The sequence below is a fragment of the Candidatus Manganitrophaceae bacterium genome, from assembly GCA_016200325.1.
Classification (GTDB): domain Bacteria; phylum Nitrospirota; class Nitrospiria; order SBBL01; family Manganitrophaceae; genus Manganitrophus.
On the sequence record JACQEZ010000011.1, the window covers coordinates 319,717 to 344,327 of the forward strand.

The following is a 24,611-nucleotide window of genomic DNA, read 5'->3' on the forward strand; positions in this document are numbered from 1 at the left end:
TTTTATTCCATCACCTTCGGATCGACCGGCGGGAGTCGCGTGTCGATCGGGACCGGGACGACCCCCGCCGGCAGCAGCTTGGGGGAGCGCTGTAAGAAGCTCGTCAGCAACTGCGCTTCTCCGGCGATGTCTTCATCGCTGTAATCGACGGTAATCACGTCGGTCGGCGAGAAAAAGCCCGCCGGAAATTTGAACCGACCTCGATCGAGATCGACCGCCAGCCGGCCCGGTGTCACCGGGGTCGCCGGATCGTCGAGTATTTTTTCTTCCGCCGAAAGGGTTCCGCGAACATTGATCCCATTTTGATAGACGGTCCACCCCCTGCGGGTCCCGTCAAAATCCGAGAGCGCCGCGCCGAGCCGCCGCTTCACCGAGATCGGCATCCCATCTTCGCCGTCGCGCAAGACAATCCCCTTCCCCTCGGGATCGAATCCAAAAAGATCATGGATCGTCTCCGAGAGGGCCACCGGCGCCGTCCCCAGATGGTTCTGTCCCGGGGCCAAGAGAAAATCGACCCGGATCTGCTCGGCGGAGATCCCCAGTCCCGTGAGATCGAGCTTGAACCGTCCCAGCTGAGGATCGACCGCGACATCGGTGGAAGCGAGGGTCATCGCCGCACCGGACGGCGTCTTCGGGTTGGCGAAGTCGGAGAGGTCGGCGGCGCGCAGCGTGACGGTCGGCTGAAAGTCGGGGCTGCAGAGATCAACCCCGTTGACCCGGAGGGTGAAGCCGCGGGGCGTCCCGCAATAATCTGCCACCGCCGCGTCGAGCTTTCGACCGGTGAGCGTGGCGCCGTCGATTCCGTCTTGGAACTGGAGCGCGACCCCGTCCGTGTCGCCGGCTCCGAGAAGGCGACCGTCGAAGGTGAAATTCCCGCTCTGCGAGCCGGGCGGCAAGACGTTGGGCCGCTGATTGTTTTGCGGTCGGCCCAATGTAAAGAAAAAGCCGAGGTTGTCGAAATGATATCTCCCGATCCGATCGGTCGCGCTTCTCGGACGACGGAGGTCGAGCGTGTGGGGGGCCGGATCATCGCTCCGGTTCAGCCGGGCTATCCCCCTCGGATCGCGAAGGTCGAATGTCTGGACGGCGACCGACGCCGGGACCAACACTTGGAAATCGACGGTGAGGTTGCCGGCGAGCGGAACCGGCGAGACGATCTGAAAACGTCCCAGCTCCGGATCGACCGCGACCTGATTCGGCAGGAGAACGAGAGAAGCGCCGCTCGGCGTTTTCGGATCGGCGAAATCGGTCAGATCGGCGGCGACCACCCCAAACGGCGGCGTCGGATCGGGCAAGAAGAGATCGACGCCGCGATCCCGGAGGGCGAAGCGCCCCTCGATCCCGGCATACGCCGACTCTTGTCCCAGCATCGCCGCACGGGTGATCGGACGTCCGGTCTTTCGGTCAAAGAGCGGCTGAAGTTTTTGGTCGGCCCGGAAGAAAAAATGTCCGCTTCCCGGCGGATCTTCTCCGACCGACTGATTCCGATAAGGAAGGACAGGATTCAGATCGGGGACAAACGGCACCTGGGCCACCCGCTGGGAAAAATCGACGAGCACCGTCCGCCAGGCGGTCACCCGCTCCGCGAACTGGGCGATCGGGTCGTGCAGCCCTTTCGATCGGTAGAAGGCCACCGCCTCCTCCACCTCGGTCCGCTCTGCCCGCTCCGGCAGGGTCGGATCGATCTCGACCCCGATCAACGCGCCGATCAAGGGGATAAACGGTTCCCGGGCATTTTCGAGAAAAAGGTCCTCATAGAGCTGGGCGATGCTGAGATCGACCTCTTCAAGTGGGCCGGAGACGATCTCCAGAAAACGCTGCAGCTCTCCCGCGGCATCTTTGTCGCGATAGATCCCCGGAAGGAGTTGAAAGAGGAGCGTCGGAAAATCGACGCTCGGTGTGAGCACCGGATTACTCATCGAATCCCTCCGAAGAGGTTGATCGTGAGGAGCCCCTCATATGCCAGCTCATTCTCCCCGATCGGAACGTCGGCGAAATCGCATCCTTCTTTCATCGTCTCCGGGGGAAGCCCGCTTCGGGCCAATCGCTTGAGGAGAACATAGGCGACCCCCTCGACCGGGTAAAGCGCCGAGAAGACCTCCCCCACCCGGATCGGCTGGCCGAATTCCAACCGGGAAAAGCTGAGAAGGTCGTGCAAGACGGCCAGCACCGCTTTGCGAACCGCTTCCTGGCCCGCGTCGGCCTTGAGGTAGACGTCGACCGAGAGATCCACCGGGACATAAATCGGATCAAGGACATCGACCCCTGCCATCCGATTGACCGGTTGGCGCGCTTCCAACTGCCCCTTGAGCGCCTCCTTCAGCGCCCCGCCGGCGAACGGCGGCGGGATCACGGTCGGATTCTCCGGCGCGATGTAAACCTGGACCACCTTGTAGCCGCCGCGAAGGCCGACCCGCGCTTTGGCCTTTCCGACGCCGGGAAACGCGACGGCCAAAAGCTCATAATCATGGAGGGTGACCGCCCGCTCCTGGGCGATGATCGATCCCGGCCCGGAGATCTTCGCCTCTTCGGTCGTCTCCCGGTCGGCCCCTCCCTCCGCATGAAACGGATTGGTGAGCTTCGTGATTTGGGGGATCGCGGAGGGGGCCACCGTCAGGGTATCGGCCCCGACGTTCCCCTGGCTCCCCAGCCCGATCCGGTAGACCGCCTTCACCTGCGCCCCCGCGGGGACGACGCTTCCCCGCTGACCGTTCCCGAAGGTGATCGTCAGCGTGTCGTTCTCATCGATCGAGACCACATAGTGAAGATCGGACGGTCTGCTCTGGAAGAGCGTTTCGACTTCGTCCCAAAGAACGCCGTCGACACGGACCTCCAATTCAGGCCGCGACCGGCGGCGGGTGAACGGCCCCATCTTGATCAGGTGGGTGACCGGTCTGCGGGAGAGGGAGAGCCGCTGGCCGGGGGTGCCGTCGCCGATGAAGAGCGGCTCATCGAAGATCGACTCTCCGTGCGTCGCGACGACGTTGTTCCCCTTCAATGTCGTTTTCGTCGGATCGAGCGGCTCCGGGAGCGGCGGCAGCCAGGTGATCCGATCGACGTTCACCCCCGCCGGCTCAACTTTGATAATCTGAAGCATCGGGGAGCGGCGAACCTTGACCGCGCCGTCGGGCTGGGGGCGTTTCTCCTCAAAATAAATCGCACCCCCTTCATCAAGGGCATGGTCGGTCCGGGTCAGTTCGATCGATTGGGTCTCCGCTCCCAGGTCTGTGAGGTGGACGGCGGAGGTGGTCAGGTCGATCGCGCTGTTCCGCTGCTTCAGCGAGAACTCCTGCGTGATCTCGAACGTCCGGTCGGGCTCCCCCGGCACCCCCGCCGTCTTGAGCCGATACGGAAGCGACGCCCCGCTGACGGTCACGTCGGCCGACACTTCGAAATGGACCGCGGCCGAGGCCGCCAGCCCCGGATCGATCTGGTAGTCGATCAGCCGGAGCAGCTCCACCACCGACCGGCGCTGGGTCGCCGTCGGGAGATAGGCTTCGTTCGCCACCCGGTCTTGATAGTAGCTGAGAATATCTGCGACGTAAGCGAAGAGCTCGACCAACACCACGCCGAAATCGCTCTCGCTTCGGTCGGTCCAGTTCGGCAAGAGGAGCGGGATCTGGTTCAGCATCCCCTGCCGGAATCCCTCGTAATCCTTCGTCACATAATCGATCACCGGCCGGCGTCGAAGCGTGGTCATCTTGGGGGGTTGGGGTCCAGCCATCGTTCACTCCAGTTCAAATTTCGGATTGCCGGTTAAAACTTCCGCAAAGCTATCCCTGAATGGTCGTTCCTTCTTGCTGCGCCGGGAGGACGCGGTTGCCTGATTCGACCGACGCGCCGCCCAGGCCGGGGAACGGGATCGCGGTCGGGAGGGCCGCGGCGGCAAAGACCTCCTCGCCGGTCAGCCCCAATCCGTTCCGGATCCCTTCGAAATGCTGTGTGTAGCCGTCGAGGGTAAAGAGATGCCGGACACGGGTCACATAATAAAGCCCGCTCCATTGTGCGCCGGCCCCTTTTACCGTCACCAGCCGCTTCGACCGGAGCACCGCGCCATAGGGGCGCGAGTCGATCTCCCCCTCGACCTGGACGAACCGCTCTCCCCCCCGATACCCTTCTCGGAGTCGACCCCGCATCTCCTGTGAGGAAGAGGCCACCTGATTTTTCAGCAGCAGGCGCCCGGACCGCTGGCCCGACTGGAAATCGGCCAGCTCTTTTTTGCCGAGCTTTCGCCGGGGGCTCTCTGTGAGGGTCTCCTTCTCTTCCTCCTTCTCGAACGGATCGATCCGGCGAATCTCCAGATCGGCGGGAGCGGTTCCATCAACCCGGAACCGGAGGCCGGTAAGGTTGGTCTCCCCGCCGAACTGGATCGCGAGCGTCTTCTGCGGGGGAAGGTCGAGCGTCGGACTCCGAAAATATCCCTTGCTCCCTTGAACAGCGCACTCAAACCCATTCCGCGCCGCCAGCCGCCGGAGAAAGCGGATGTCGCTCTCGGTCTGAAGGACGGCCGAGACCGTTTCGGGCTGCCGCACCACCGTGTCTTCGACTTCGTAACTCAATCCGTATGAGATAAAAATCTCCTGGGCGATCTCGCTGTCTTTCTTATTCGCCCAGACCCGCTGTTTCTCTTCGAGATCCATCAGCGCGCTCGCATCCATCCCGGAGATCTCCAGCGTCGCCTCCTGCGCGTCGTTCGAGAGGTTCACGTTCAGATGGGTGATGTAGCCGTCGATCAGCGTCTCGACGCCACTGTCGGGATAACCGGCCTCGATCGAGAGCCGGTTCCAGAGGGTATAGCGATCGTCGTCGATATACCGCCACGTCCCATTTTTCTCGACCGTGAGGGCGAGCTCGATCCGAAAAACGCTCGCGTCGTCGACCGACTCTTCGACCTCGATCCGGACCAGATCGGGGATGAGATCGTCCTGCTTCTCCCCGTTGATCGCGAGGGTGATGACCTCTTTGATCTCCATCAAACAATCCGATTCTGCGGGACCCGAATCCGGCGGCCCGGCTTTAAAAGATGGAACGGATTCAACTCATCGGTATTTGCGTCGAGAATCAGCCAAGATTTCTTCGGGTCGCCGTAAAACCGATGTGCGAGAAGATCGAGCCGCTCCCCCGCGCTGACGATATGCTCAAACACGCCGGCGGTTTCGGGGATCTCTCGGATCTCCAAAACGCGCGGCGTCTTCCCTTCGTTGTTTTCGGGGGCGATCACTTCCGTCTTTGCATAGCGTGAGCCTTTGTAGATCATCGCCTCTCCTCATCCGATATTGATAATGGTCGACCTCGCCAGCGCCGGAGTGTTGGCGAGATTGAGCGATGCCAGCAATTCTTGTTGCGCCTGGGTAAAGAGGTTGAAGGGATTTCGTCCGCCGATCACTTCAAGGCTGACCCCGACCGTCACCCGAATCGGGTTGAGGTTCGGATGATACTCGGTCTCTTGAATGTTCAGATCGGTGATTCGGACCGCATAGATCCGCTGCCGGCCCCAGACGAAGATCACCACCGGCGGGCTCTGCCGATCGCCGAATCCGAAATTCGCCGAGAGTCCAAGCAGCCCGGCGAAGAGCGATTCCGACCGGGGGGTCACCATCATTTCCAAGGCGGAGAGGGCCGGGAGGACGCCGAACTGGCCGGCGATCGGGTCGCCGCTCTCCAGCGCGTCGGTGGCGTCGAGGCGGATGTCCATCGACAGCGTCTCCGGGTTGGTATGAACCGTCTGGGCTTCTCCCAAGCTCTCGCTCTCCGGCGCCTCCTCCTCGCGTCCCCGGCGGGAAGGGGGGACCGTCACGCTGATCCCCTTTCGCCGGGTGATCGTCTCCGGATTGAACTGAAACGGGACGATCAGCGGCGGGAAGGCGAGCGGATTCGAATCGACGAACGCCCCCCTCAAAATTTTCGGCTGGTTGGCCAACCCATTTCCCATCGTCTACTCCTTTTTTCTGTCGAGTTGATCAACCAACTCCTGACAAACCGCCCCGGCGGCGCGCCGGGCGATCTCCGTCCGGCCGGTCCGATCGGAGGCGATTCGGATCGGCCGCGGGGAGAGCCGATCGAGCGTTCCCGAAGCGCCCTCCGGTTGTTGTTCCAATTCTTTCTGCAGCTGAGAGAGAATCTGCTTGGAAAGGCGCGCCGCCGCTTTGCGATCGAGCGGGAGGCGATCATACGTGATCCGAACCCGTTTGATCCGAATCATCTCGGCCTCCTTCGAGGAGAGACGGCGGGGAGGACGGAGGCTGCGGGAGCGGGAAGGACAAACTCCGATTCGGAATAGCGTTTTCCGAGCTTCTCATACTCCCTTCGGATCGCCTGAAGGAGGTGGGTCATCCGGATCGGCTCGCCCCCCTCCGCGGCAAGGAACGCCGCATTTAAGACAATGTTCCGGATGTTCCCGCCGGAGACCTTAAATCGGCTTGCCAGAAATCCGAGGTCGACCTCGTCGGCCAGCGGCGCCTCCTTCGGAAGGTGCTTCTTCCAGATCTCCAGGCGCGAGACCTCGTTCGGAAAGGGGAACTCGATGCTCGTCTGAATCCGCCGGGAGAAGGCGTCGTCGATATTTTGGGAGAAGTTGGTCGCCAGGATGACGATCCCTTCGTATTCTTCCAGCCGCTGGAGGAGATAGTTGATCTCGATGTTGGCGTAGCGGTCATGGGCATCTTTCACCTCCGAGCGCTTTCCGAAGAGGGCGTCGGCCTCATCGAAGAAGAGAATGGCGTCGGAGCGCTCGGCCCCCGAAAAGATCCGCTGCAGGTTCTTCTCGGTTTCGCCGATGTATTTGCTGACCACCGCCGAGAGATCGACCTTCAGAAGGTCGCGCCCCAGCGTCTGCGCCAGCACCTCCGCCGCGAGCGTCTTTCCGGTTCCGCTCGGCCCGGTGAAGAGGACATAGACCCCTTTTCCCAGGAGCAGCTTTTTCTCAAAACCCCAGTCGTGGAAGACCTTCGGCCGGTGTCGGACCTGCGCGAGGATCTCCCGGAGCTGCTGAAAGACCGATTCGGGCAGCACGAGATCATCCCAAGAGGCGCGGGGGGTGATCGATCGGGCGAGCCCGCCGAAGTGGGTCTGTGAGCGCTCCCGGCAGGCCCACAAGAGATCGTCGACCGCGACCTCCGGCCGCGTGGGGGCCCGCAGCGCCGCCCGGTCTCGGGCGAGCGCCATCGCATCCTCCATCTCTCGCAGGGTTAAACGATATCGGATCGAGACCGATTCGATCTCTTCTTTTCCGACCGCTGAGGGTCTCCGCCCGACCAATCCCTTCCACCCCTCGATCCGGTATTGAGGACCGGGAAGGGGGAGAAGGAGGGGGAAGAAGAGGCTCTCCTCGGAGGGGGCCGTCGGAACCCACGACTGGGCCCCTTCGATGAAGGTGAGCCATGCAGCCTCCTTTAAGAGCGCTTCCATGGCCGACGTCTCCGACGTCTTCCAATCTCCCTCTTCCCGCCCTTTCTCAAACCCGGTCAGGTAGAGCGCCGCCGGCTGCAGCAGCGCCTCACGGACGACCCGGCGGAGCCCCTCACTGAAGGGGAATATTCCGGAGAGGGCGGCCTGATGCAGGGCGATGAGATCGACCTCGATCAGCCGGACCTTCAGCCGGCCGCAGAGGGTCCGGGCGATCTCCCGTCCATCGGCGGCGCCGGGGCCATAAAAATAAGCGAGGACCTTTTGCGCCGGCACGGAAGACCGTTGGAACTGCGATGAGATCAATCGCTGCAATTGGGAGACGATCTCCGCCGCGTGCGGCGGCAACACCGTCTCCTCCCCTCCCTCGCGCTGGACCGACCGCAGATAGGGGAGAACCTTTCCATCGACCTGGGCGATCTCCAGGAGAAAAGCGACGGTCCGCTCATCGAGCACAAACCCTTGATTCAATCGCGGGATCGCGAGCCCCGTTTCGCCGACCGGCTGGACGAGATGCCAGCGGAGCAGCGGCGCCTGCGGCGAGAAGAAGAACCGGCCCTCCGGACCGACCTCGCCCCGCAGGCACGCCAGCCGAAGGATCAGATCGACGCTGGGAAACTTCCGGGTCAGGTCGTCTTGGAGATAGGCGTAGAGCTTCGCATATTTTGGATCGAGCTCCGGCGCGAGGGTGACGATCAGCGCCGTCTCCTCGACCGGGGAGAGCTGAAAGAGGTGCGTGAGGTGGGAGAGCGAGAGCGCGCCCCCCTTCTCCAGCGTGGCCTTTTTACGGGAGAGAATCTCTCGTCGCAATCGATCGAGCGCGGCGGAGAGCGCATCGGCCTCGGGATCGTTGATTCGACTTTTCGGCCGATTATCCGGCCGAATTTCCGAGGTGAGGAGCCGCTCGGCCTCCTTCTGCGAGAGGAAGAGGCCCTGCCCCTCCGTTTTTCCCTCGCGTCGATGGAAGAGGTGAAGGAGGAGTGACAGCGCCCGATCGAGCCAATCGAGCTCGGCGGCGAGGTAATCGCGGCTGTTCCGGAACGGCGCCGTTTTGAGAGAGGGGGTCGACTTCATGGAATCACCTCGAAGACCTCGTGGAACCGGGAGAGGTTCGCCACGTTGACATCGACTTCATAGACCCCGGGCGTCAGCCCTGCCGGAACCGGGGCGGTAAAAGCGTGATCTTCGAAAAGGAGCTGGTCTTTCACAGCGACCTGGTCGCCGACACGGACGGTGACCTTCCATCCCCTCAAGAACGCGCCGCTGAACTGAAGGGGGGTTCCGGCCGGACCGGAGGCCGGCGACATCGCCTGGAGAACCGGGGGACGATACGGGGCGCGAACATCGAGATGAACCTCTTCGACCCGCTTCGGCAGCGGACGTTGTTGCTCCGCCGGCACCTCGACATAGGAAACCTCATAACCGACCGACAATCGAAAATCTTTGTTGAGCGCCGTCCAAATCTTGCTGAGCTGCTCCAGATCGAGGGGAAGGAGCGTCACCTTCACCTCCCCCTCCTGCAGGCCGTCTTCGAGATAGACCTGCGGGATGATTGCATTTTCATACAGGACCCGCATCGCTTCACCGAGCAATCCGTGGGCGTCGGCCAGGCCGGTCTGCGGATCGAGGGGGGCGAAGGGGGTCATCAGATAAAAGAGATTGAGGGCGAGCGGCGGAGAGACGAGTTGGTTGAGCGTCCCCTTCTTCGGCAGCCAGTCGCGGTTGTTGAGATGCGGGTTTTCAATGATCCGATAGAGAAAGAGGTTGATCCGTTTGTTCTGCCCGCTGGTGTCGCCGGGCGAGAGGAGCGTGACGTGCGCGTTCGGCGTCATCTCCCCTTCTAAGAGACTCTTCAACGATTCGGTGACCTTTCCGAGGGTGGTGCTCATGGGCAGACGCTCACACCTTTTTGAGATAATACCGGGCCGCCGTCTCCCAGGCCCCCGCACGTTTCGGGGTGGCGGGCCGCATCCTCGGCACCTGCGGCCGACGCTCCGGCTCGGCGATCACTCGGACGTCGAGCTGCTCGATCACCAGATCCCCCGTCTCCGATTTCGCTTCGATTCCGGAAGGAGGTCGCTTCCGTTCCGACGGCGAGGATGACTCCGCCGGCGATTTCGGGAAGAGCGTCGCCGGCCCCGTGTCTTTTTTTATCTGCGCGGCATGCGGCTGCGGAGGATCGGTGAAGGAAGGCGTTTGCGCTTGAGACAAAGCAGCCGGCGGATCAACCGATTCTCCCGGCGGGATGCGGGACCGACTGCGCAACGGCTCGATCGGCAGCACCTTCCAGACGACCTCCTGCGCCGAACGATTCGATTTCGGTGACGCCGCTCCGTCTTCACCTCTCTGAGACGGCTGAAACCGCCGGAGCGCGCGATAGGGAACGGCGGGGTCGAACTCAACCCGCTCAAAAGAGACCCTCTCCGCCCCCATCGACTTTTCCCGGCCGGCCGCAAGAGGATCAAGTGCGATCGGTCCCGCCGGCGGCATTGACCGACCGCTCGGCTCCGGCGCAACCGCTTCTTCCAGCCAATTCATCCCAGCCGGGGCTTCCCTTTCGGTCTCGACCCGCCGCGGGGGGTCCTCATCCCGTCCCTCCGGTCGCGCTGCCGCTTCGGTCGGCGCCGGCTTTTTTTCAAGCGTCTCTTGAACGGCGGGGGAGGCAACACGACCGGTCGGTCCCACCCGCCGCAACCCCGCTGTCAACACCCGGTTGAGAAATCCGCTCATACCCTCCCCAGGATGGAGCGGCCCGACCGCTCCAATTCATCGGTGAGAAGTTCTAGATACCGCCGCCGTTTCTGCCGGGTCAGCCCCAAAATCTCCCGCAGCGGCCAGTGATAATAAAAAGCGAGAAGATGCACTTCCCGTTCAAATTGCCCGCGATCCCGAAGGAGCTCTTTGATAAAGAATGGGACGATCTCAAATGGATGGATAAAATGCCCGCCGCACTCCGGGCAGTGCAGCTCCATGTCGATCTCAACCTGCGGGGACTGTTGCTCCATCGCCGCCGTGATCTCTTCCACCGACCGGGTTGACCATCGCCTCACCGCATCGGGGGGCGACGCCAGACAACGGGACAAGAGTCGGACGACCCGCTCCCGTTCGTCCAACATTTCCCACCCCCGCACCGCCTCCTGATCTTCCCCGTTCGGAATCCGAAAGACGACCTCCCGCTGGAAGCGGCCCTGTTCATCGAGAATTGCACCCGCCTCAGAGAGGGTCAGGGTGTGGTGCGGCGCCATCGGTCTCGGCGCGACCGAGATCTGGGCGAGGTCGAGATCGGCATCCATCTTCTTGGCGCAGAGAGGCCGCGGGCAGACGAGCGTCATCTCCACCCGAGGACCGAACGTGATCTGCCGAAGCCGCAACATCAGGTAATCTCGATCTCCGACGGCCAACGATCGGAGCAGCGGCTCGGTCGGCCGATAAGGACCGATCCTCGTAACGCAGCGGCCGAGCAGCGCCGTCACCAGCGTCGCCTCGGTCCACCCCCGGGCCGGATCGGCCGCCGCCTCTTCCTCTCGGCCGGTCAGCGGCCGGAGCACCCCCTCCCGTTGAAGATTCCCGTCGGGGTCGAGATATCCGCCGGGGAGGAGAAAGAGGCCTTCTTCAGGACGTTCACTCAAGTCCGGCATACGATATCGCTATTTCTCGGCCGGCTCGGTGACCGATTTATCCCGCTCCCACCCCTCGTTCTCCAGCTTGAGATGCTGGATGGCGACGGCGTTGGCGCTCGCGTCGAGATCGGGAAGGGCCTGGTATTCCGAGACCCAGCAGCGGAAGACATTGTACGAGAGGACCTTCTGGCCCCCTTCGTTGAAGACGTCGATCGTGATGTCCTTTCGGAAGTTCTTCAGCGATCCGGCGGCATCCCCCTGGAAGTTGTTCACGAGGTTCGCCCAATCTTCAAAGGTGGTGTCATGAGTCACGCCGGCTTCCAGCGTGATCGAGTCGTACTTCGTCTTTCCCGGGAGCTGACGGCTGATCGAGGGATCGCCTCCCTCTCGCCACGTAGTCACCTCGGTGCTCTTTTTCAGCGAGCTGCATTTGCTCAGACCGGCGACATATTGGTTATCGACCTTGACCTTGAATTTAAAGTTACGGTAGGGATCGAACCGGTGGGTATTGACCGTAAACTTGGCCATCTTTGGACTCCTTTGTCTCTATGATCTGCGGGGCCCGCCTCCTCTTTACGCAGCCGAATCGCCCGCCTTCTGGCTGATCTTGATCACCACGAACTCCGCCGGCTTCAACGGCGCGAAGCCGACCATCACATTGACGACGCCGGCATCGATGTCGGCTTGGGTCGTCGTCTGGTTGTCGCACTTGACGAAGAAGGCCTGCGAGGGGGTCGTTCCTTGGAAGGCGCCGGCCCGGAACAGGGTCATCATGAAGGCGCCGATGTTGAGGCGCAGGCTGGCCCAGAGATCGTCGTCGTTCGGCTCGAAGACCGCCCATTGGATCCCGTTGTAGATGCTCTGCTCGATGAAGATCGCCGTCCGACGGACCGGTACATACCGGTATTCGGGATCGGCCTGCGTCGCCACCGTTCTCGCCCCCCAGATAACGATCCCGGCGGCGGGGAAAACGCGGATGACATTCACCCCGATCGGGTTCAACGTGTCTTGCTCGGCATCGGTGATCTCCCGCGTCAGCCCGACCGCCCCGCCGATGTTCGCCTCGGTCCCGGCCGGCGCTTTCCAGACACCCCGTTTGGCGTCGATGCGCGCATACATTCCGGCGACATAGCCGGAGGGGGGGAGAAGAATCGGCTCGGGCGAGACGCCGGTCGGATCGACCGCTTTGAGCCAGGGGAAATAGACGGCGGCGTAGGAGCCTTTCACCGTCAGCCCGGTGACGAAGGCTTGCGCCTCCTCTTTGGTGTCGTCCGCCACCCCCATGTCGCCGACAAAGAAGCAGTCTTGGCGGTTGCGGCAGTAGTTCCCGCCGAAGTCGACCATCGTTTTTGATCCGATTCCGGGGACGGCGACGATGTTGACATCCCGCCGGGGATCGAGAAGCGCAAACCCGTTCTCATAATCGATTTCCTGCGGGGTGGTCCCATCGCTTCCGGGGTTGGCGCCGACAATATTGCCGGCCACCGGCGCGTCGCCGACATGATAGTCGGTTCCGACGGCGGGACGGAGGACCGCGGCGCCGCTCTGTTCGATTCCCCCATTGTTCTTTCCGAGCTTGAGGAGCGTCGCCGCATTCGCCGAAGGAGCATTGCTGACCTGAACGGAAGAGCGCTTCCCGCCGGCGCCGGAAGTAAGGGTATAGAGGCCGGCGGAAAACGCGGCGGTGAAGGCGGAGTAGACGGGGGTCGGCGTCGATCCCCGCAATGGGATAAGCGCCCGGACCGCGCTTTGAATGGCCGTCGCAATTTCGCTCCCGGTGGTCGCCGGATCGGCGAGAGTAATCGTCTGCGGGCCGTCGCCGTTGAGGTTGACCACCATCTTCCGGTTGACCGCGGGGAGGGTCGTGGCCGGTGAGGCGCCGCTCTGGCTGGTTCCCTTGTCGGTCGAATCGTTTGCCGGATCGACCGCCGCCTTAATGAGCTGGGAGTTGCCGGTGATGACATTCTCGACAAAGTTCGTCGCGTCGGGATTCATGCTCAGGTTGTCGTGGACTTCAAGGGGAGCGCCATCGCGCTTCACGGTGATCTTGAACTCGTTTCCGGAATCCTGGCTGCCGTCGGCGATATCGATGTCGAGTGTATTCCCCCACCCGCCGGGGCTGTTGGCGGCGACGGTCAAGGTCTTGGCGGGGGTCCCTTTCCGATCGGCGATCGCCACATCGGCGGCGACCGCGCCGTTTGCCACCCGGACGATATAGAGCCGCCGGCCGCCGTTGTTGAAGAATTGAAGCGCCGCATGCGCCAGGTAGCTGTCGTTCAGGAAGGTCCCATAATTCGTCTGAAACTCGATGAAGCTCGTTACCATAAAAGCCCGGTCGAGCGGGCCTTTCTCCGCTTTTCCAACAAACGCCGCCGTCGACGTGCTGACCCCCTCGATCGGACGGGCCCCGCTCGGGACCTCCTCAATGTAGACACCCGGATGCAGCCTTTCCATCACTGAACCTCCTATGATAGACGATGCCCGCCTAGCGGCTCATCGTCCTCTTCCCCGCCTCGAACCGGTATGCGCCGCCCCTTCTTCTTTGGTCTCAGCCCACACCACCCATCCCTTCTGGGCCATTTTTTGAAGGGTGGCATTGTTTTTAACTTCAATCGAGTCGATTCCGGCCGCCGCTTCTCCGGGCGCCAGATGTAGGGTGGCGCCGCTGTTGAGCGGGATCACCAGAAGCTGTCTCGATCGATTCATCATACGCACCGACATGTTAAACCTCCCTTCGAAGGGGATCGATCAGACGCTCCACCCGCGTCTTCGCCTCATCCTTCTTGTCCGGATTCAAACGATAGAGGGGAAGCGTCCCCCCGCGCCGCTCCTCCAAAATTAACCCCTCCTGAACCAAAGACGAGAGCCCTTGCGAGATCTCCCCGAACCGCTCATAGATCTCTTCTTCCAAGAGCCACCATCGCGTCATCCCTTCCACCGTATCCCGCGCCCCCGGATGTCTCAGCAGGTAGCTGAGAATGCGTCGGACGGTCTCCTCATCTCTGCGGTTCAAATCACGGTCGAGCATCGTCCCTCTCCACAAAAAACAAATAGCAAAACGCAGGCCGCCTCCGTTCCAAATGAAGAAGGACCCTCCCCGCCTAGAAGAATCGGACGATCGAGCACGCGCGCCCTCCCCAATCAATTCGTCTCTCCGCTGAAAGTGGGACCTCTTGATCACACCCACTGGCACAGAAAAGCCCCACCGCCCTCGCCGATCGAAGTGTTCCCAGACCGCTTAGGGGTCTTCGTGCGCTCGGCACCAAAGTTGCTGTTTCTCGGCCCAAGTTCGCACCACGCCGGGCAAAAGGGGAAGAAATAATGGCCGCCGCACGCCAACCGCTCTCACGTCGCCCCCCCTCTCGGGAACGGGAGCGCCGACAAAGCAAGACGACTCCTTCCGCTTCACCGCTTCATCCGATCGTCCAGATCCAGCAGACGGCGGGAAACCAAGCGGCCACGCGGCACTTCCAAGGTCGACCCGTTCAGCAAAAGGGGATGCTGAGCCAACCGGGTGACCGGGACGAGCAGGAAGCCGACCGGATCGCCGATCAAATCGTGAAGATGCCGAGCCCCGTGCTCCAAAGGAAGTCCTGCGCACCGTGCGCCGCCGGCGGCCCCCCTTGCCCTTCCTGCAAAGAGGAGAAGAGCGTCGTTCAGCCGAAGCGCCACGCGGCGGGGGAAAACAGGGCCGATGCTTCCCCGGAAAACTTTGGGACGGGTCAGCCGCTCGACTCCGGAACGCGTCTTTTTATGGAATCCCGATTTGGGGTCGATTTTACCAAAGTCCGAATCCACACCGACGCCGATGCCGCCGCTTCCGCGAAAGCGATCGATTCGCACGCTTTTACGCTGGGGAGCGATATCGTTTTTGGGGCGGGGGAATATCGGCCGGACAGTCTGGAGGGCCGGCGGCTGTTGGCCCATGAGCTCACCCATGTGATCCAGCAGGGACAGACCGCCTCGATGGAAGCAGCTCGTCCTTCGAAATCGAGCGATTCCGCTCATCTGAAGTCGAGTGACGCTTCTCATCCAAACCACCCGGCTGATCCCCCTTCCGAAGCCGGCGCGAGGAGTCTCCTTTTATTGTTGCCGGGGGGACCGATTTTCATTGGCCCCCCCGGACTTCGAATCCAGCGCTCGGCCAAGTTTATCAATCCGACCCCTCGGCCGGAGAACCCGCTGACGCGGATCGCCAACGGCGACACCCCCGGACTCACCACCCCGACCCTGAATGGAAAGGTGGTTAAAAACCTCGACGATCTCCTCGGCGAAATTAGTCCGACAAAGGTGAAAGAGACCGGCAAAAGCGGCGGAAAGGTCACCTGTCAGGTCGACCCCAGCTTTGCCATCGAAACCTCCGCCAACATGATCGTCGCGGAGAATGCCGGCGCCAAAGGATGGACCGGAACGATGCCGGTGTCGATGTTGGGCAATCCGCCGATCTGCTCCGGCAAGGCCAAAATTCCGGCGACGATGAATGCGAAGCCGGGCAACCCCGATTTCGTGGCGCTGGTCCGAAAGAGCGAGGGGGAACATGCCGCCGAGCTCAAGGCGTTGCACGACCATTATCTGGCCCCTTATGACAAATTCCTCACCGGTCTCTCCGGAAGTGGAGCCGATCTGAACGCGTGTGGACAGAGCCTGGTGACCCAGCTCGGCGAGCGTCACACGCAGGCCGCCTTTGCTTTTCTTCTCGGCAATCAAGCGCAGGTGCAGCGATTCGACGGCCCCGGCGGAACCCATAACGACACGGCGGTCCCCACCTTCGATCCGAAATGTGCCTCCGTCCAGCTGCTGATCAACGCACCGAAACCGCCGCCGGCCGGGGCCGGTCCGGGCAATGTCGTCCCGGTCTCTCCGAAGGTGACAAAGTTCGATCCTGCCAAATTGAAGGTCGACGGGAAGGAGATCAAAAACGGAAAGAGCGTTCTCAAAAGCTTCTCGAGCGCGGCGAACGCGACCGCCGCGTTACAGGTCATTCAGCAGTATGGGATGACCTCTCGGAACGTGATCGGCCCGATGGAATATTTTCTGGTCGGAGACAAGGCCCCCTCCGGCGCCGTCAAAGGGGCCAATGAAATGGCGATCGACCCCACCCTCGAAGAGGTGACGTTCGGCGTCCCCGACGCCAACGACTGGGCGATCACCCAAGTCGTCGGAAGCAAAATCATCGTCCTGATGATCTTCGGCGCCCAACGCGACGAGGCCTACTCCGCCTTGGAAGTCCTCACCCGCTTTCAGTTCACCCGGCTCTGCTGGGTCGGCGGTCGCGCCTCCGCCCCCGAAATGCAATACTTCCGAACGTAATGACCCCTTGTCGTCTCGGTCGAGTCAAATCATCGGCCGGGTCATGAAGGCCGCTGGTCTGAATGTGGATGGGGATTGCATTGATATTATCAATCGGTCTAATATCTCTTCGATCATCCTGTTGTTGAATGAATGCGCCTCGCATTCCCCTTTCCGGTGAGGAAGAGATCCCATGGACCCCAGAACCCTCCCGCTCTATTATCTTAGCTCCTTCGCCGGTTTGATCATGGTCGCCGGCGGGATCTGGCTTATCTACAAACAAAAAATTTACATCGACCGCGAATCGAAACAGGTCACCGAGATCGAGACCCCGATCGGCAAGTTTAAAACCAACGTCCCCGCGCTCGTTCTCTTCGCCCTCGGCTTCGTCCCGCTGATCTATCCGATCGTGAAGTCGGCCGGGTTTACCGAGGAGGTCCGGATTCAGGGAAATGTCAAAGCGAGCACCTTTCCGGTGCAGGTCTATGCGGTGATCAAATCGGACTCGCTCCTGGAAAACCGAGACTTCAGCCTCGAAGTCCCGGTGGTGGAAAACGGGGCCGACTACAAAATTCTCTATATCGCCGGGAGCCTCGTCCTGGAAGACCAAGCCGATCTTCGAAAAACACAAGATGGCGAGCTGAAACTCCCCGGCAAGGAGCTTCTCGTCCCGGCCGCAAAACGGTTCGAGCCGGCCAAGGTCGATCCGGTTCCTCCCGAGTTTAAATAGGGATTCAAAAAATGAACCGATCTTTTTTCTTGATCCTGTTGCTCCTCCTCACCACCGGTTCGGTGTTTGCCGCGGAGCTGAACGGCCGCGTCGTCGAGGCGACCGGCGGGGAGGGAATTTCGGACCTGACCGTTCGGCTGATCCCGCCGAAGGCGACGAAGCGGCCGGAGAAGGTCACCACCACCAATGACCGGGGAGAGTTTCAATTTCCCAATCTCGACGCCGGACATTATCTGTTGGAAGTCTCTCAAGGGACCACCCTTCTTGATCGAGAGGTGGTCGAGGCCGGTCCGGAGACAAACAAAGAAATTCGACTTACCCGAAAGGGAAGGTGAAGATGTCATTTACTGGATCGATCTGAATCGCCAGCAGGTATTCTCAGGAGGTCGAGGGTGGCAAAGAAGAGTAGAAGCGGCAAGCAGAACCCGAAGCGAATTAAAAGACCTTCCAAATCGGCGGCGGCCGAATTGGATCCGATCAAACATGTGGTGGTCCTGATGATGGAGAACCGCTCTTTTGATCAAATGCTCGGGAGCTTCAATAGGATGTTTCCCGAGCTCGATGGGATACCCACCCCGCCCCGCGCCAATGTCGACACCGACGGGACGATCTATCTTCAAGAAGAGACCCGGGTGAGAACACAGGAGGACGATCCAAAGCATGAGTATCCCGATGTTCTGGAGCAGCTGAAAGAGAACAACAGCTATTTCGTTTACAACTTCTCCGAGAATTATCCTCAGAGTAAAGACAAAGCGGAGATCATGAACTACTATCCGCTCGACTTCCTTCCCGCGCTTCACACCCTGGCGCGCGATTTTGCGATCTGCGATCAGTGGTATGCGTCGGTTCCAAGCTCGACCTGGCCGAATCGTTTTTTTGCTCACTCCGGAACCTCTCTAGGATGGTTGCAAACCGGGGCGCCGCACATTCATCTTTGGAATCAACCGACCATTTTCGACAAGCTCAATGAAAAGAAGATCTCCTGGAAGATCTATTATCACGATACGCCGCAATCGATCCTCCTCACGCATCAGTTGTTACACCTCAATCGGTATCATTATATCGACCAATTGATCGAAGATGCCGGAAGGCCCGAATCGGAATTTCCGAGTTACGTCTTCATCGAACCCCGATATTACTGGGCCCCCTCGCCGGATAATTGGGACCCGGGGCCCGGCGATTTCCTCCCGCCGAACAGCGACCATGTTCCGGGGGATATTCTCAACGGCGAGCGATTGATCGCCACGATTTATAATGCGTTGCGGAGCAATGCGGATCTTTGGAATTCAACGCTGTTCGTGATCGTCTTCGACGAGCATGGCGGGTTTTATGATCATGAAGGGACCCCTTCGGCGGTGCCGCCGGAGGGGCGTTCTCAAAAGCCGGGGGAGTTTGGATTTCAGTTCGACCGCCTCGGCGTGCGGGTTCCGGCGCTGCTCATCTCTCCCTGGATTGACAAAGGGGTGGTCCACACGCAATTTGACCACACCAGCATTCTTCGCTATTTGACCGACAAGTGGGGGCTCGGCGCGCTCGGCGCACGCGTCGCCGCCGCGAACAGCCTCGACCCGGTGATCCGCAAATCGGGCGCGGCCCGCGCCGATACCATAGAAATCATCACGATCCCGCCTGATCCTCAGAGCGTGATCGCCGCCCAAGCCGAGAGACCAAAACGGATGGACCGGCATCATCGCGGATTCGTCGAATTTAGCGAATACCTGGAAGACGAGCTGCGGGACGATCCGACCGGCAAGGCGCTGCGGGCTCGGAAATCGGCCCCCGCTCCCCTCAACCGGTGGGTGGTGGCGATGGAGCGGTTCGAGCGGTTTAAAAAGCAGATGGAGGAGTCGACGCCCGCTCAACGCAGAGCCACCGTGAAACGGATTGAAACGTCGATCAAAGCATCCACCAAAGCATCCACTTAATATGAGGAGGTCTTGATGCCTTTTTACCGACGCGGCTCCAAGGGTCCCGAGGTCGAGCGGATTCAGACGCGGCTTAAGGAGCTCGGTTATTATCTCGGCCCGGTCGACGGGGACTTCGGCGGCGGGACGGAGAGTGCGGTCAAATCATTTCAAAAAGCAAAGCGGCTTGAGACCGACGGGGTCGTCGGAGAGGAGAGCTGGAAGCGGCTCTTCGCCGAGGCGATCCCTCCCCCCGCGATCGGCCAAAAGTCGCTCGCTTATCGCTGCCTCGCCCTGACCGGCGCGTTCGAGACAAACAGCGCCCCGCCCGACTGCTTCGCCGGCCTCTCGGGTGATTTCGACGGCCAGGGAATCAGCTTCGGCGTTCTGCAATGGAACCTCGGTCAAGGAAGCTTGCAGCCGTTGCTGATCGAGATGAACCGCGATTACGCGCCGCTGCTGCGCGATCTATTGCATGACCACTATCCGCTGCTCGTCACCTTTTTAAAAGCGACCCGCGACGAACAGCTTGCCTGGGCGCGGTCGATTCAAGACCCCAACCGGAAGACCCTCTTCGAGCCGTGGCGCGGGCTGCTCAAGGCGTTGGGCCGGATGCCCGAATTTCAGGAGATCGAGGCGGCGCACGCCGAAACACTCTTTCAGTCGGCGCAAAAGCTCTGCCGCGCCTATCAGCTCGGGTCGGAGCGGGGGGCGGCGCTGATGTTCGACATTCTGGTTCAGAACGGCAGCATCTCGAACCTGGTTCGCGCCCAGATCCTCCATGATTATGAAAAGATCGATCCCGGTCTGGACGAGGCTGCCGCCGAGGTGGCCCGAATGACGATCATCGCCAATCGCCGCGCCGAAGCGGCGGCGCCGAGCTGGGTCGAAGATGTCCGCGCCCGAAAGCTCTGCTGCGCACAAGGAGAGGGGCGAATCCATGGAACCGAGATCGCGCTCGAAACCCAATACGGGATTGGACTGCGGCAGCGGGCGGAGGGAGTTCGGCGCAGCCGATAGCCTTTTGGTTCATCCGCAGAGGACACCTGAAAAGGCCGCAACGTCCGGTGGGATCGTAAGGATGGAAACAGGTCGAACCGTCGGAATCATCTGGCTCCTCACTTTTATGGCCATTCCGCTGGCGGCTCTCCCCGGCTGCAACGCTTTTCATCGCAGCCCTCCGGAGGAAGAGCGCGCACGGAAAGAGTATGATGCGCAGCTCCTCTTCGAACGCTCCGGCGGTCTCGCCGGAATCCGGGCGACGGCGCGGGTCGATTCGAGATCGCTCTCCCCGAAGGAGGCGCAACAGCTTCGCGATCTGCTCGACCAAGCCGGTTTCCTTGGGCTTCGCGAGGAAATTGCCGGCGCTCCGAAACCGGATGAATTCTCCTACCTCATCACGGTCGACATCGACGGTCAAATCCACACCGTCCGGACCACCGACACCGCCGCCCCGCCGCAGCTCAAGCCGCTGATCGACTGGTTGAATAAAAGAGCGCGGAGCGGGAAAGAGGCTTATCCCGCTCCTTAGTGAAAGAATCGAAGTTAAACCAACCAGAAGATGAAGGGCCAGAGCAATACGCCGGAGCCGGCGATCCACTTTTCGGCGGCGGTCAGACGGCGGGTGGTGTATAAAAAGGGGAGGCTGACGGGAGAAGTGAGAAAACAGGCGGTTAGATAGATCCACTTCGGCGTTCGCTGCGCCCGGACCGGCTCGGGAAAGAAGCTACAGAAAGGACACTCGATCTCACCGCGCAAGATCTCACCGCAGCGCACGCAGCGGGTTCGACCCAAAAGCTCATCGAGATAGGCTTCTTCATCTGTCATCATGACTGATCCTGCTCTCAATAAGAATCATACAAAATTGTCAGGAATAAATCAAAGCGGATAAATTTTCAAATTTTCCACCTAGGCAGCCTCCCCTTGCTCCTGGTAACGGCGCAGCGCCTGCTCGTAACCGCGTGCATCGTCCTCATTCAAAAAAAAGGCGAGATTCCGGGACGTATATCCGGTCCAAGGTCCCTTCGGCTCAAATCCAATCGTCTCGGCCGTTTCCAAATAGTCGACTTCAAATCCATCGGCATAGATGTCCGCGCCATGTTCAACAAGAAAACTTAGAAATGCCCGATTCTCCGGAATCCGATCGGTCAATCGGGCATTTCCATCGGGCGCGGCGTCGTCATCCCGCGCTGCAGACTCAAGCTCATTCGCATCCTCCAACATCTGATCCGGAATTTCCAGAGCAAATCCTGGAAAGAACAACGGTTCCGGAGGCCCTTCTCCGGTGGGAGACGCCTCATCCGAATAGATATTCGGATCTTCTGCGATGTCTTCCACCCCTCCCTCTTCGTCATAAACATGCGTTAAATCGAGCAACATTCGGGTCCTCATCGTTCTTCTCCTCTATTTTTTCTCAAGGGATCATCTTGCGAATAATAAAAACCTTGCCTCAATCGTAAACTGTTTTCTCCCTCCGCTGCAAGATCTCCCCGGAGGATCCCGGTGGAGACACAATCCCGACCATTCCATCAGAGCGCCGAAACGGACTATAATAAATCAGGTATTCTATTAGATCGGCTAGGTTGGCGAAGCGGGTCGTATCCGCGAGGAGAACCATGACACTCTCACTCAAGCCGCAACATTTAAAACGATACAAAGACATTGCCCTTCTGTTTTTTAGGTATGGAAAGACGGAGATTTTTAAAAACGGGGCGTTTGACGACCTCTTGGACGAAGAGGAGCAGGCGCCGGTGGTCGGCAACGAACCGGAGCGGTTGACCGATGATCTGGAGGAGATGGGACCGACCTTTATCAAAATCGGTCAGCTGCTCGCCAGCCGGGCCGATCTTCTACCATCCGCTTACCTGAACGCCCTCTCCCGGTTACACGAAGATGTGAAGCCGTTCTCTTATGAGGAAGTAGAGAAAATTGTCCAGGAGGAATTGGGGGTCCGGATTTCGAAAGGCTTTTCCTACTTCAACCCCGTGCCGCTCGCCGCCGCCTCGCTCGGCCAGGTCCATCTCGCTGCGTTGAGAGAGGGCCGGCCGGTCGTCGTCAAGGTACAGCGCCCCGGCATCCGTGCGCAGATCCTGGAAGACCTGGAGGTCTTGGAGGAGATCGCCGGCTTCCTCCAGGAGCATACCGAGGCGGGACGGCGTTATCAATTCTTAAAGCTCTTCGATGAAATGCGGAAGACCCTCTTGCGGGAGCTCGATTATCAGAAGGAAGCGATGCAACTCTCGGCGCTGGCGGAGCACCTGAAAGAGTTCGAGCGGATTCAGGTGCCGCTGCCGATCGACGACTACAGTACCTCGCGGGTGTTGACGATGGAGTATGTCTCCGGGAAAAAGATCACCGCGCTCGGGCCGCTCGTCGGCCTGGAGGTCGACGGCGCCGCGCTCGCAGACGATCTCTTTCATGCCTATTTGAAACAGATCTTGGTCGACGGTCTCTTCCACGCCGATCCCCATCCCGGAAATATCTATCTGACCGACGATCGGCGGATCGCGCTGCTCGACCTCGGGATGGTCGGCCGGATCGCCCCGCCGATGCAGGAACATCTGCTCAAACTCTTGATCGCCATCGCCGAAGGAAATACCGAGACCGCCGCCGACGTGTTGATCCGGATCAGCGAGAAGCGGGACTCGTTTCAGGAGGCCGAATTTCGCCGAGCGATTTCCGAGCTGATTATCGAACAGAAAGAAGCGCCGCTCGAGGAGATCGACGTCGGCAAGGCGATCTTGGGGCTGGTCCGACAGGCGGCGGAGCATGGCCTGCAGGTTCCGCCCGATCTGAGTCTGCTCGGCAAGACCCTTCTTCAGCTCGATCAGGTCGGAAAGACCCTCTATCCCACCTTCAATCCGACCGAGGCGGTCCGCCGACATGTCAACGGGATTCTGGAGCAGCGGAGCTGGAAGCAGCTCTCTCCGGGCCAGATCTGGAGCTCCCTTTTGGAAATGAAAGACTTCGTCGGAAATCTCCCGGGGAGGCTCAACCGGATTCTCGACGCGCTCGTTCATGCCGAGTTGGAGTTCAAGATTCGGCCGATGGAGACGGAGCTCTACCTCGCCGGATTTCAGAAGGTGGCCAACCGGATTACGGCGGGATTGATCCTCGCCTCCTTGATCGTCGGCGCCGCCCTCTTGATGCGGGTGGAGACCCCCTTTCGGATCCTCGGTTATCCCGGATTGGCGATGCTCTGTTTTCTCGGCGCCGCCGGCGGCGGGTTCTGGCTGCTGATCAATATCTTCATTCAAGACCATCGGGACAGCGCGCCGCGCCGGCGACCTCTATGACGATGGACTACGCGGCCCAGGGATAGGTCTCCGGCGGCTCCCGCTCTGTCCGCGGCTGGATGTGAAGCGGATGGAGCGCGCTCGTCTCATCGAGGTAGAGGAAGGCGTCGTAGCGGCGCGGCATGACGGAAGAGACATAATTCCCGAACCGCTCCCGATTCGGATGATAGACGACGCCGATCGCGCGGTGTCCCTGCGGCGCGTAAAACCGCTCCTTCGCGGGAAGACGATCGAGCGCTTGGAAGATCAGCATCCGATCCTCCGGCGCGATCTGATGCAGGCGTCCCTCCCAGCTCCCCTCGGGCGCCGGCGGGACCGGCAGGACCGTCATCGGCGCCTCCCATTCCGCGGCGGCGATCACGCTCCCATGATCCGACCCGAAGCCGACCAAAACGACCTTCTCCTCGCCCCGTCGTTCCCGCACCAGCTGACCGACATTGACCATCCCCGCCGCCATGTCGGTGGCGCGGGCATCTCCGATGTGGGTGTTATGCGCCCAGACGATCGCCTTTGCGCCCGGCCCATGAAGCTGCATCAGCCGATCGAGGGTGTCGGCCATATGGATATCGCGGATGTTCCATGATGCGGCCCCGCCCCGGACCATCGTTCGATAGTAGCGCTCTGCATTCTGGGCGACAAAGGCATTTTGCTCGGCGTTGAAAGCCGATTCCCGATCGTCCGAATCATTTTGAATCTTCTCTCGCGGAATTCTCTCCCGAAACATCCTCAATATCTCGACGACCTCGTCTTCGCAGGAGGCCGGGACAAAGGCGGTTGCGCGCGCATACTCCTGAACATCCTCTCCGTACGGCTCAAAGCAGCGGTAGGCATACTTCGCGATCTGAGCCGCCGCCGGATCTGCTCGATTCAGGTACTGAACCACGGCGTGCATCGAGTCCCAAAGGGAGTAGACATCAAGTCCATAGAAGCCGACCCGCTCCGCTTCCGGAAGATCCTCATTGAACCGCCGGAGCCATTCGATCAGTACGATCACCTCTTCGTTGGCCCACATCCAGGTCGGCCAGCGATCGAAGGCAGAGAGGACCTCCCGTGCGCCGGCGCCCGAATTCGGCGCCCCTTTCACATATCGGTTCACCCGGTAGCAGTCGGGCCAGTCTCCCTCCACCGCGATAAAAGAAAATCCCTTCTCTTGAATCAGCCGCTCGCTGATCAGCTGCCGCCAGGCGTAATACTCGGAGGTCCCGTGCGACGCCTCCCCCAGCAGCACAGACCGGGCCTCCCCGATCCGATCCAAAAGGGGATCGAGCGATTCGCGTCCGGCGAGCCGGTGCCCGATCGACGCCAACGCGTCGGTTCCCTCTTGCCCTCTTCCCTTGTCTCTATCTTTCGGATTTTTATCCATCGGTCT

At 60.7% G+C, this 24,611-nt stretch carries 24 protein-coding genes; 7 read left to right on the plus strand and 17 right to left on the minus strand.

Annotated features, from left to right (window positions below; genetic code table 11):
* Positions 1–2: 2 nt before the first annotated feature.
* From HY282_09415 to HY282_09480, 14 genes are read right to left on the minus strand one after another with little or no spacing between them, the layout of a single operon-like run.
* Positions 3–1,919: a hypothetical protein gene (locus HY282_09415; GenBank protein ID MBI3803963.1), complete on the minus strand. Its 1,917-nt coding sequence runs from the start codon at positions 1,917–1,919 to the stop codon at positions 3–5.
* Positions 1,916–3,724 carry a putative baseplate assembly protein gene (locus HY282_09420; protein ID MBI3803964.1) on the minus strand — a complete coding sequence of 603 codons (1,809 nt, stop codon included), beginning with the start codon at positions 3,722–3,724 and terminating at the stop codon, positions 1,916–1,918. The genes HY282_09415 and HY282_09420 overlap by 4 nt, the downstream gene beginning before the upstream one ends.
* A 49-nt stretch (positions 3,725–3,773) precedes the next feature.
* A complete protein-coding gene (locus HY282_09425; GenBank protein MBI3803965.1) occupies positions 3,774–4,973 on the minus strand; it encodes a phage late control D family protein in 1,200 nt (399 codons plus the stop codon).
* Positions 4,973–5,257: a hypothetical protein gene (locus tag HY282_09430; protein MBI3803966.1), complete on the minus strand. Its 285-nt coding sequence runs from the start codon at positions 5,255–5,257 to the stop codon at positions 4,973–4,975. The genes HY282_09425 and HY282_09430 overlap by 1 nt, the downstream gene beginning before the upstream one ends.
* A 9-nt stretch (positions 5,258–5,266) precedes the next feature.
* Positions 5,267–5,932 carry a hypothetical protein gene (locus HY282_09435; GenBank protein MBI3803967.1) on the minus strand — a complete coding sequence of 222 codons (666 nt, stop codon included), beginning with the start codon at positions 5,930–5,932 and terminating at the stop codon, positions 5,267–5,269.
* A gap of 3 nt (positions 5,933–5,935) precedes the next feature.
* On the minus strand, positions 5,936–6,202 hold the full coding sequence (locus tag HY282_09440) for a hypothetical protein (protein ID MBI3803968.1): 267 nt from the start codon (positions 6,200–6,202) through the stop codon (positions 5,936–5,938).
* Positions 6,199–8,478: an ATP-binding protein gene (locus tag HY282_09445; GenBank protein MBI3803969.1), complete on the minus strand. Its 2,280-nt coding sequence runs from the start codon at positions 8,476–8,478 to the stop codon at positions 6,199–6,201. The genes HY282_09440 and HY282_09445 overlap by 4 nt, the downstream gene beginning before the upstream one ends.
* Complete coding sequence (locus tag HY282_09450; GenBank protein ID MBI3803970.1) at positions 8,475–9,293, minus strand: DUF4255 domain-containing protein; 819 nt, start codon at positions 9,291–9,293, stop codon at positions 8,475–8,477. Before HY282_09450 ends, HY282_09445 begins: the two co-directional genes overlap by 4 nt.
* A 10-nt stretch (positions 9,294–9,303) precedes the next feature.
* Complete coding sequence (locus HY282_09455) at positions 9,304–10,134, minus strand: hypothetical protein (protein ID MBI3803971.1); 831 nt, start codon at positions 10,132–10,134, stop codon at positions 9,304–9,306.
* Positions 10,131–11,042 (minus strand): hypothetical protein, encoded by a 912-nt coding sequence (locus HY282_09460; GenBank protein MBI3803972.1) that lies wholly within the window; start codon positions 11,040–11,042, stop codon positions 10,131–10,133. Before HY282_09460 ends, HY282_09455 begins: the two co-directional genes overlap by 4 nt.
* Before the next feature lie 9 nt (positions 11,043–11,051).
* Complete coding sequence (locus HY282_09465) at positions 11,052–11,552, minus strand: phage tail protein (GenBank protein MBI3803973.1); 501 nt, start codon at positions 11,550–11,552, stop codon at positions 11,052–11,054.
* 45 nt (positions 11,553–11,597) lie between these two features.
* Positions 11,598–13,478 (minus strand): phage tail sheath subtilisin-like domain-containing protein, encoded by a 1,881-nt coding sequence (locus HY282_09470; protein MBI3803974.1) that lies wholly within the window; start codon positions 13,476–13,478, stop codon positions 11,598–11,600.
* Positions 13,479–13,517: 39 nt separating this feature from the next.
* Positions 13,518–13,745, minus strand: a complete 228-nt coding sequence (locus tag HY282_09475; protein ID MBI3803975.1) for a hypothetical protein — start codon at positions 13,743–13,745, stop codon at positions 13,518–13,520.
* Position 13,746: 1 nt separating this feature from the next.
* Positions 13,747–14,052, minus strand: a complete 306-nt coding sequence (locus tag HY282_09480) for a hypothetical protein (protein MBI3803976.1) — start codon at positions 14,050–14,052, stop codon at positions 13,747–13,749.
* A gap of 470 nt (positions 14,053–14,522) precedes the next feature.
* Between HY282_09480 and HY282_09485 the strand changes: the two genes are divergently transcribed.
* The 6 genes from HY282_09485 to HY282_09510 all read left to right on the plus strand — a co-directional run bounded on the left by HY282_09485 (position 14,523) and on the right by HY282_09510 (position 20,478).
* Complete coding sequence (locus HY282_09485) at positions 14,523–16,334, plus strand: DUF4157 domain-containing protein (GenBank protein MBI3803977.1); 1,812 nt, start codon at positions 14,523–14,525, stop codon at positions 16,332–16,334.
* A gap of 172 nt (positions 16,335–16,506) precedes the next feature.
* Positions 16,507–17,043 carry a hypothetical protein gene (locus tag HY282_09490; GenBank protein MBI3803978.1) on the plus strand — a complete coding sequence of 179 codons (537 nt, stop codon included), beginning with the start codon at positions 16,507–16,509 and terminating at the stop codon, positions 17,041–17,043.
* Between the two features lie 11 nt (positions 17,044–17,054).
* Complete coding sequence (locus HY282_09495; GenBank protein MBI3803979.1) at positions 17,055–17,378, plus strand: carboxypeptidase regulatory-like domain-containing protein; 324 nt, start codon at positions 17,055–17,057, stop codon at positions 17,376–17,378.
* 57 nt (positions 17,379–17,435) lie between these two features.
* Positions 17,436–18,968: a phospholipase gene (locus HY282_09500; protein ID MBI3803980.1), complete on the plus strand. Its 1,533-nt coding sequence runs from the start codon at positions 17,436–17,438 to the stop codon at positions 18,966–18,968.
* A 15-nt stretch (positions 18,969–18,983) separates the two neighbouring features.
* Complete coding sequence (locus HY282_09505) at positions 18,984–19,967, plus strand: peptidoglycan-binding protein (GenBank protein ID MBI3803981.1); 984 nt, start codon at positions 18,984–18,986, stop codon at positions 19,965–19,967.
* 61 nt (positions 19,968–20,028) lie between these two features.
* A complete protein-coding gene (locus tag HY282_09510) occupies positions 20,029–20,478 on the plus strand; it encodes a hypothetical protein (GenBank protein ID MBI3803982.1) in 450 nt (149 codons plus the stop codon).
* A gap of 14 nt (positions 20,479–20,492) precedes the next feature.
* Here the strand turns inward: HY282_09510 and HY282_09515 are convergent, their stop codons facing one another.
* Together HY282_09515 and HY282_09520 are read right to left on the minus strand one after the other, a co-directional pair.
* Positions 20,493–20,777: a hypothetical protein gene (locus HY282_09515; protein ID MBI3803983.1), complete on the minus strand. Its 285-nt coding sequence runs from the start codon at positions 20,775–20,777 to the stop codon at positions 20,493–20,495.
* 78 nt (positions 20,778–20,855) lie between these two features.
* Positions 20,856–21,338 (minus strand): hypothetical protein, encoded by a 483-nt coding sequence (locus tag HY282_09520; GenBank protein MBI3803984.1) that lies wholly within the window; start codon positions 21,336–21,338, stop codon positions 20,856–20,858.
* A 224-nt stretch (positions 21,339–21,562) separates the two neighbouring features.
* Here HY282_09520 and HY282_09525 point away from each other — a divergent pair, with 224 nt between their 5' ends.
* Positions 21,563–23,242, plus strand: coding sequence for an AarF/ABC1/UbiB kinase family protein (locus HY282_09525; protein MBI3803985.1), 1,680 nt, complete (start codon positions 21,563–21,565; stop codon positions 23,240–23,242).
* A gap of 7 nt (positions 23,243–23,249) precedes the next feature.
* On the opposite strand, the gene HY282_09530 is transcribed toward HY282_09525, so the two are convergent.
* Positions 23,250–24,605, minus strand: coding sequence for an erythromycin esterase family protein (locus HY282_09530; GenBank protein ID MBI3803986.1), 1,356 nt, complete (start codon positions 24,603–24,605; stop codon positions 23,250–23,252).
* Between the last annotated feature and the right edge of the window lie 6 nt (positions 24,606–24,611).

What these genes read in the sequence shown, in the direction of transcription:
- HY282_09425 (MBI3803965.1), bottom strand. Translation starts at nt 4,973, where the DNA reads ATGGAGATCAAAGAGGTCATCACCCTCGCGATCAACGGGGAGAAGCAG.
- HY282_09520 (MBI3803984.1), bottom strand. Translation starts at nt 21,338, where the DNA reads ATGAGGACCCGAATGTTGCTCGATTTAACGCATGTTTATGACGAAGAG.
- HY282_09495 (MBI3803979.1), top strand. Translation starts at nt 17,055, where the DNA reads ATGAACCGATCTTTTTTCTTGATCCTGTTGCTCCTCCTCACCACCGGT.
- HY282_09455 (MBI3803971.1), bottom strand. Translation starts at nt 10,134, where the DNA reads ATGAGCGGATTTCTCAACCGGGTGTTGACAGCGGGGTTGCGGCGGGTG.
- HY282_09470 (MBI3803974.1), bottom strand. Translation starts at nt 13,478, where the DNA reads ATGGAAAGGCTGCATCCGGGTGTCTACATTGAGGAGGTCCCGAGCGGG.
- HY282_09475 (MBI3803975.1), bottom strand. Translation starts at nt 13,745, where the DNA reads ATGTCGGTGCGTATGATGAATCGATCGAGACAGCTTCTGGTGATCCCG.
- HY282_09490 (MBI3803978.1), top strand. Translation starts at nt 16,507, where the DNA reads ATGGACCCCAGAACCCTCCCGCTCTATTATCTTAGCTCCTTCGCCGGT.
- HY282_09465 (MBI3803973.1), bottom strand. Translation starts at nt 11,552, where the DNA reads ATGGCCAAGTTTACGGTCAATACCCACCGGTTCGATCCCTACCGTAAC.
- HY282_09415 (MBI3803963.1), bottom strand. Translation starts at nt 1,919, where the DNA reads ATGAGTAATCCGGTGCTCACACCGAGCGTCGATTTTCCGACGCTCCTC.
- HY282_09480 (MBI3803976.1), bottom strand. Translation starts at nt 14,052, where the DNA reads ATGCTCGACCGTGATTTGAACCGCAGAGATGAGGAGACCGTCCGACGC.
- HY282_09515 (MBI3803983.1), bottom strand. Translation starts at nt 20,777, where the DNA reads ATGATGACAGATGAAGAAGCCTATCTCGATGAGCTTTTGGGTCGAACC.
- HY282_09525 (MBI3803985.1), top strand. Translation starts at nt 21,563, where the DNA reads ATGACACTCTCACTCAAGCCGCAACATTTAAAACGATACAAAGACATT.
- HY282_09485 (MBI3803977.1), top strand. Translation starts at nt 14,523, where the DNA reads ATGCTGAGCCAACCGGGTGACCGGGACGAGCAGGAAGCCGACCGGATC.
- HY282_09450 (MBI3803970.1), bottom strand. Translation starts at nt 9,293, where the DNA reads ATGAGCACCACCCTCGGAAAGGTCACCGAATCGTTGAAGAGTCTCTTA.
- HY282_09430 (MBI3803966.1), bottom strand. Translation starts at nt 5,257, where the DNA reads ATGATCTACAAAGGCTCACGCTATGCAAAGACGGAAGTGATCGCCCCC.
- HY282_09440 (MBI3803968.1), bottom strand. Translation starts at nt 6,202, where the DNA reads ATGATTCGGATCAAACGGGTTCGGATCACGTATGATCGCCTCCCGCTC.
- HY282_09435 (MBI3803967.1), bottom strand. Translation starts at nt 5,932, where the DNA reads ATGGGAAATGGGTTGGCCAACCAGCCGAAAATTTTGAGGGGGGCGTTC.
- HY282_09530 (MBI3803986.1), bottom strand. Translation starts at nt 24,605, where the DNA reads ATGGATAAAAATCCGAAAGATAGAGACAAGGGAAGAGGGCAAGAGGGA.
- HY282_09420 (MBI3803964.1), bottom strand. Translation starts at nt 3,724, where the DNA reads ATGGCTGGACCCCAACCCCCCAAGATGACCACGCTTCGACGCCGGCCG.
- HY282_09505 (MBI3803981.1), top strand. Translation starts at nt 18,984, where the DNA reads ATGCCTTTTTACCGACGCGGCTCCAAGGGTCCCGAGGTCGAGCGGATT.
- HY282_09460 (MBI3803972.1), bottom strand. Translation starts at nt 11,042, where the DNA reads ATGCCGGACTTGAGTGAACGTCCTGAAGAAGGCCTCTTTCTCCTCCCC.
- HY282_09445 (MBI3803969.1), bottom strand. Translation starts at nt 8,478, where the DNA reads ATGAAGTCGACCCCCTCTCTCAAAACGGCGCCGTTCCGGAACAGCCGC.
- HY282_09510 (MBI3803982.1), top strand. Translation starts at nt 20,029, where the DNA reads ATGGAAACAGGTCGAACCGTCGGAATCATCTGGCTCCTCACTTTTATG.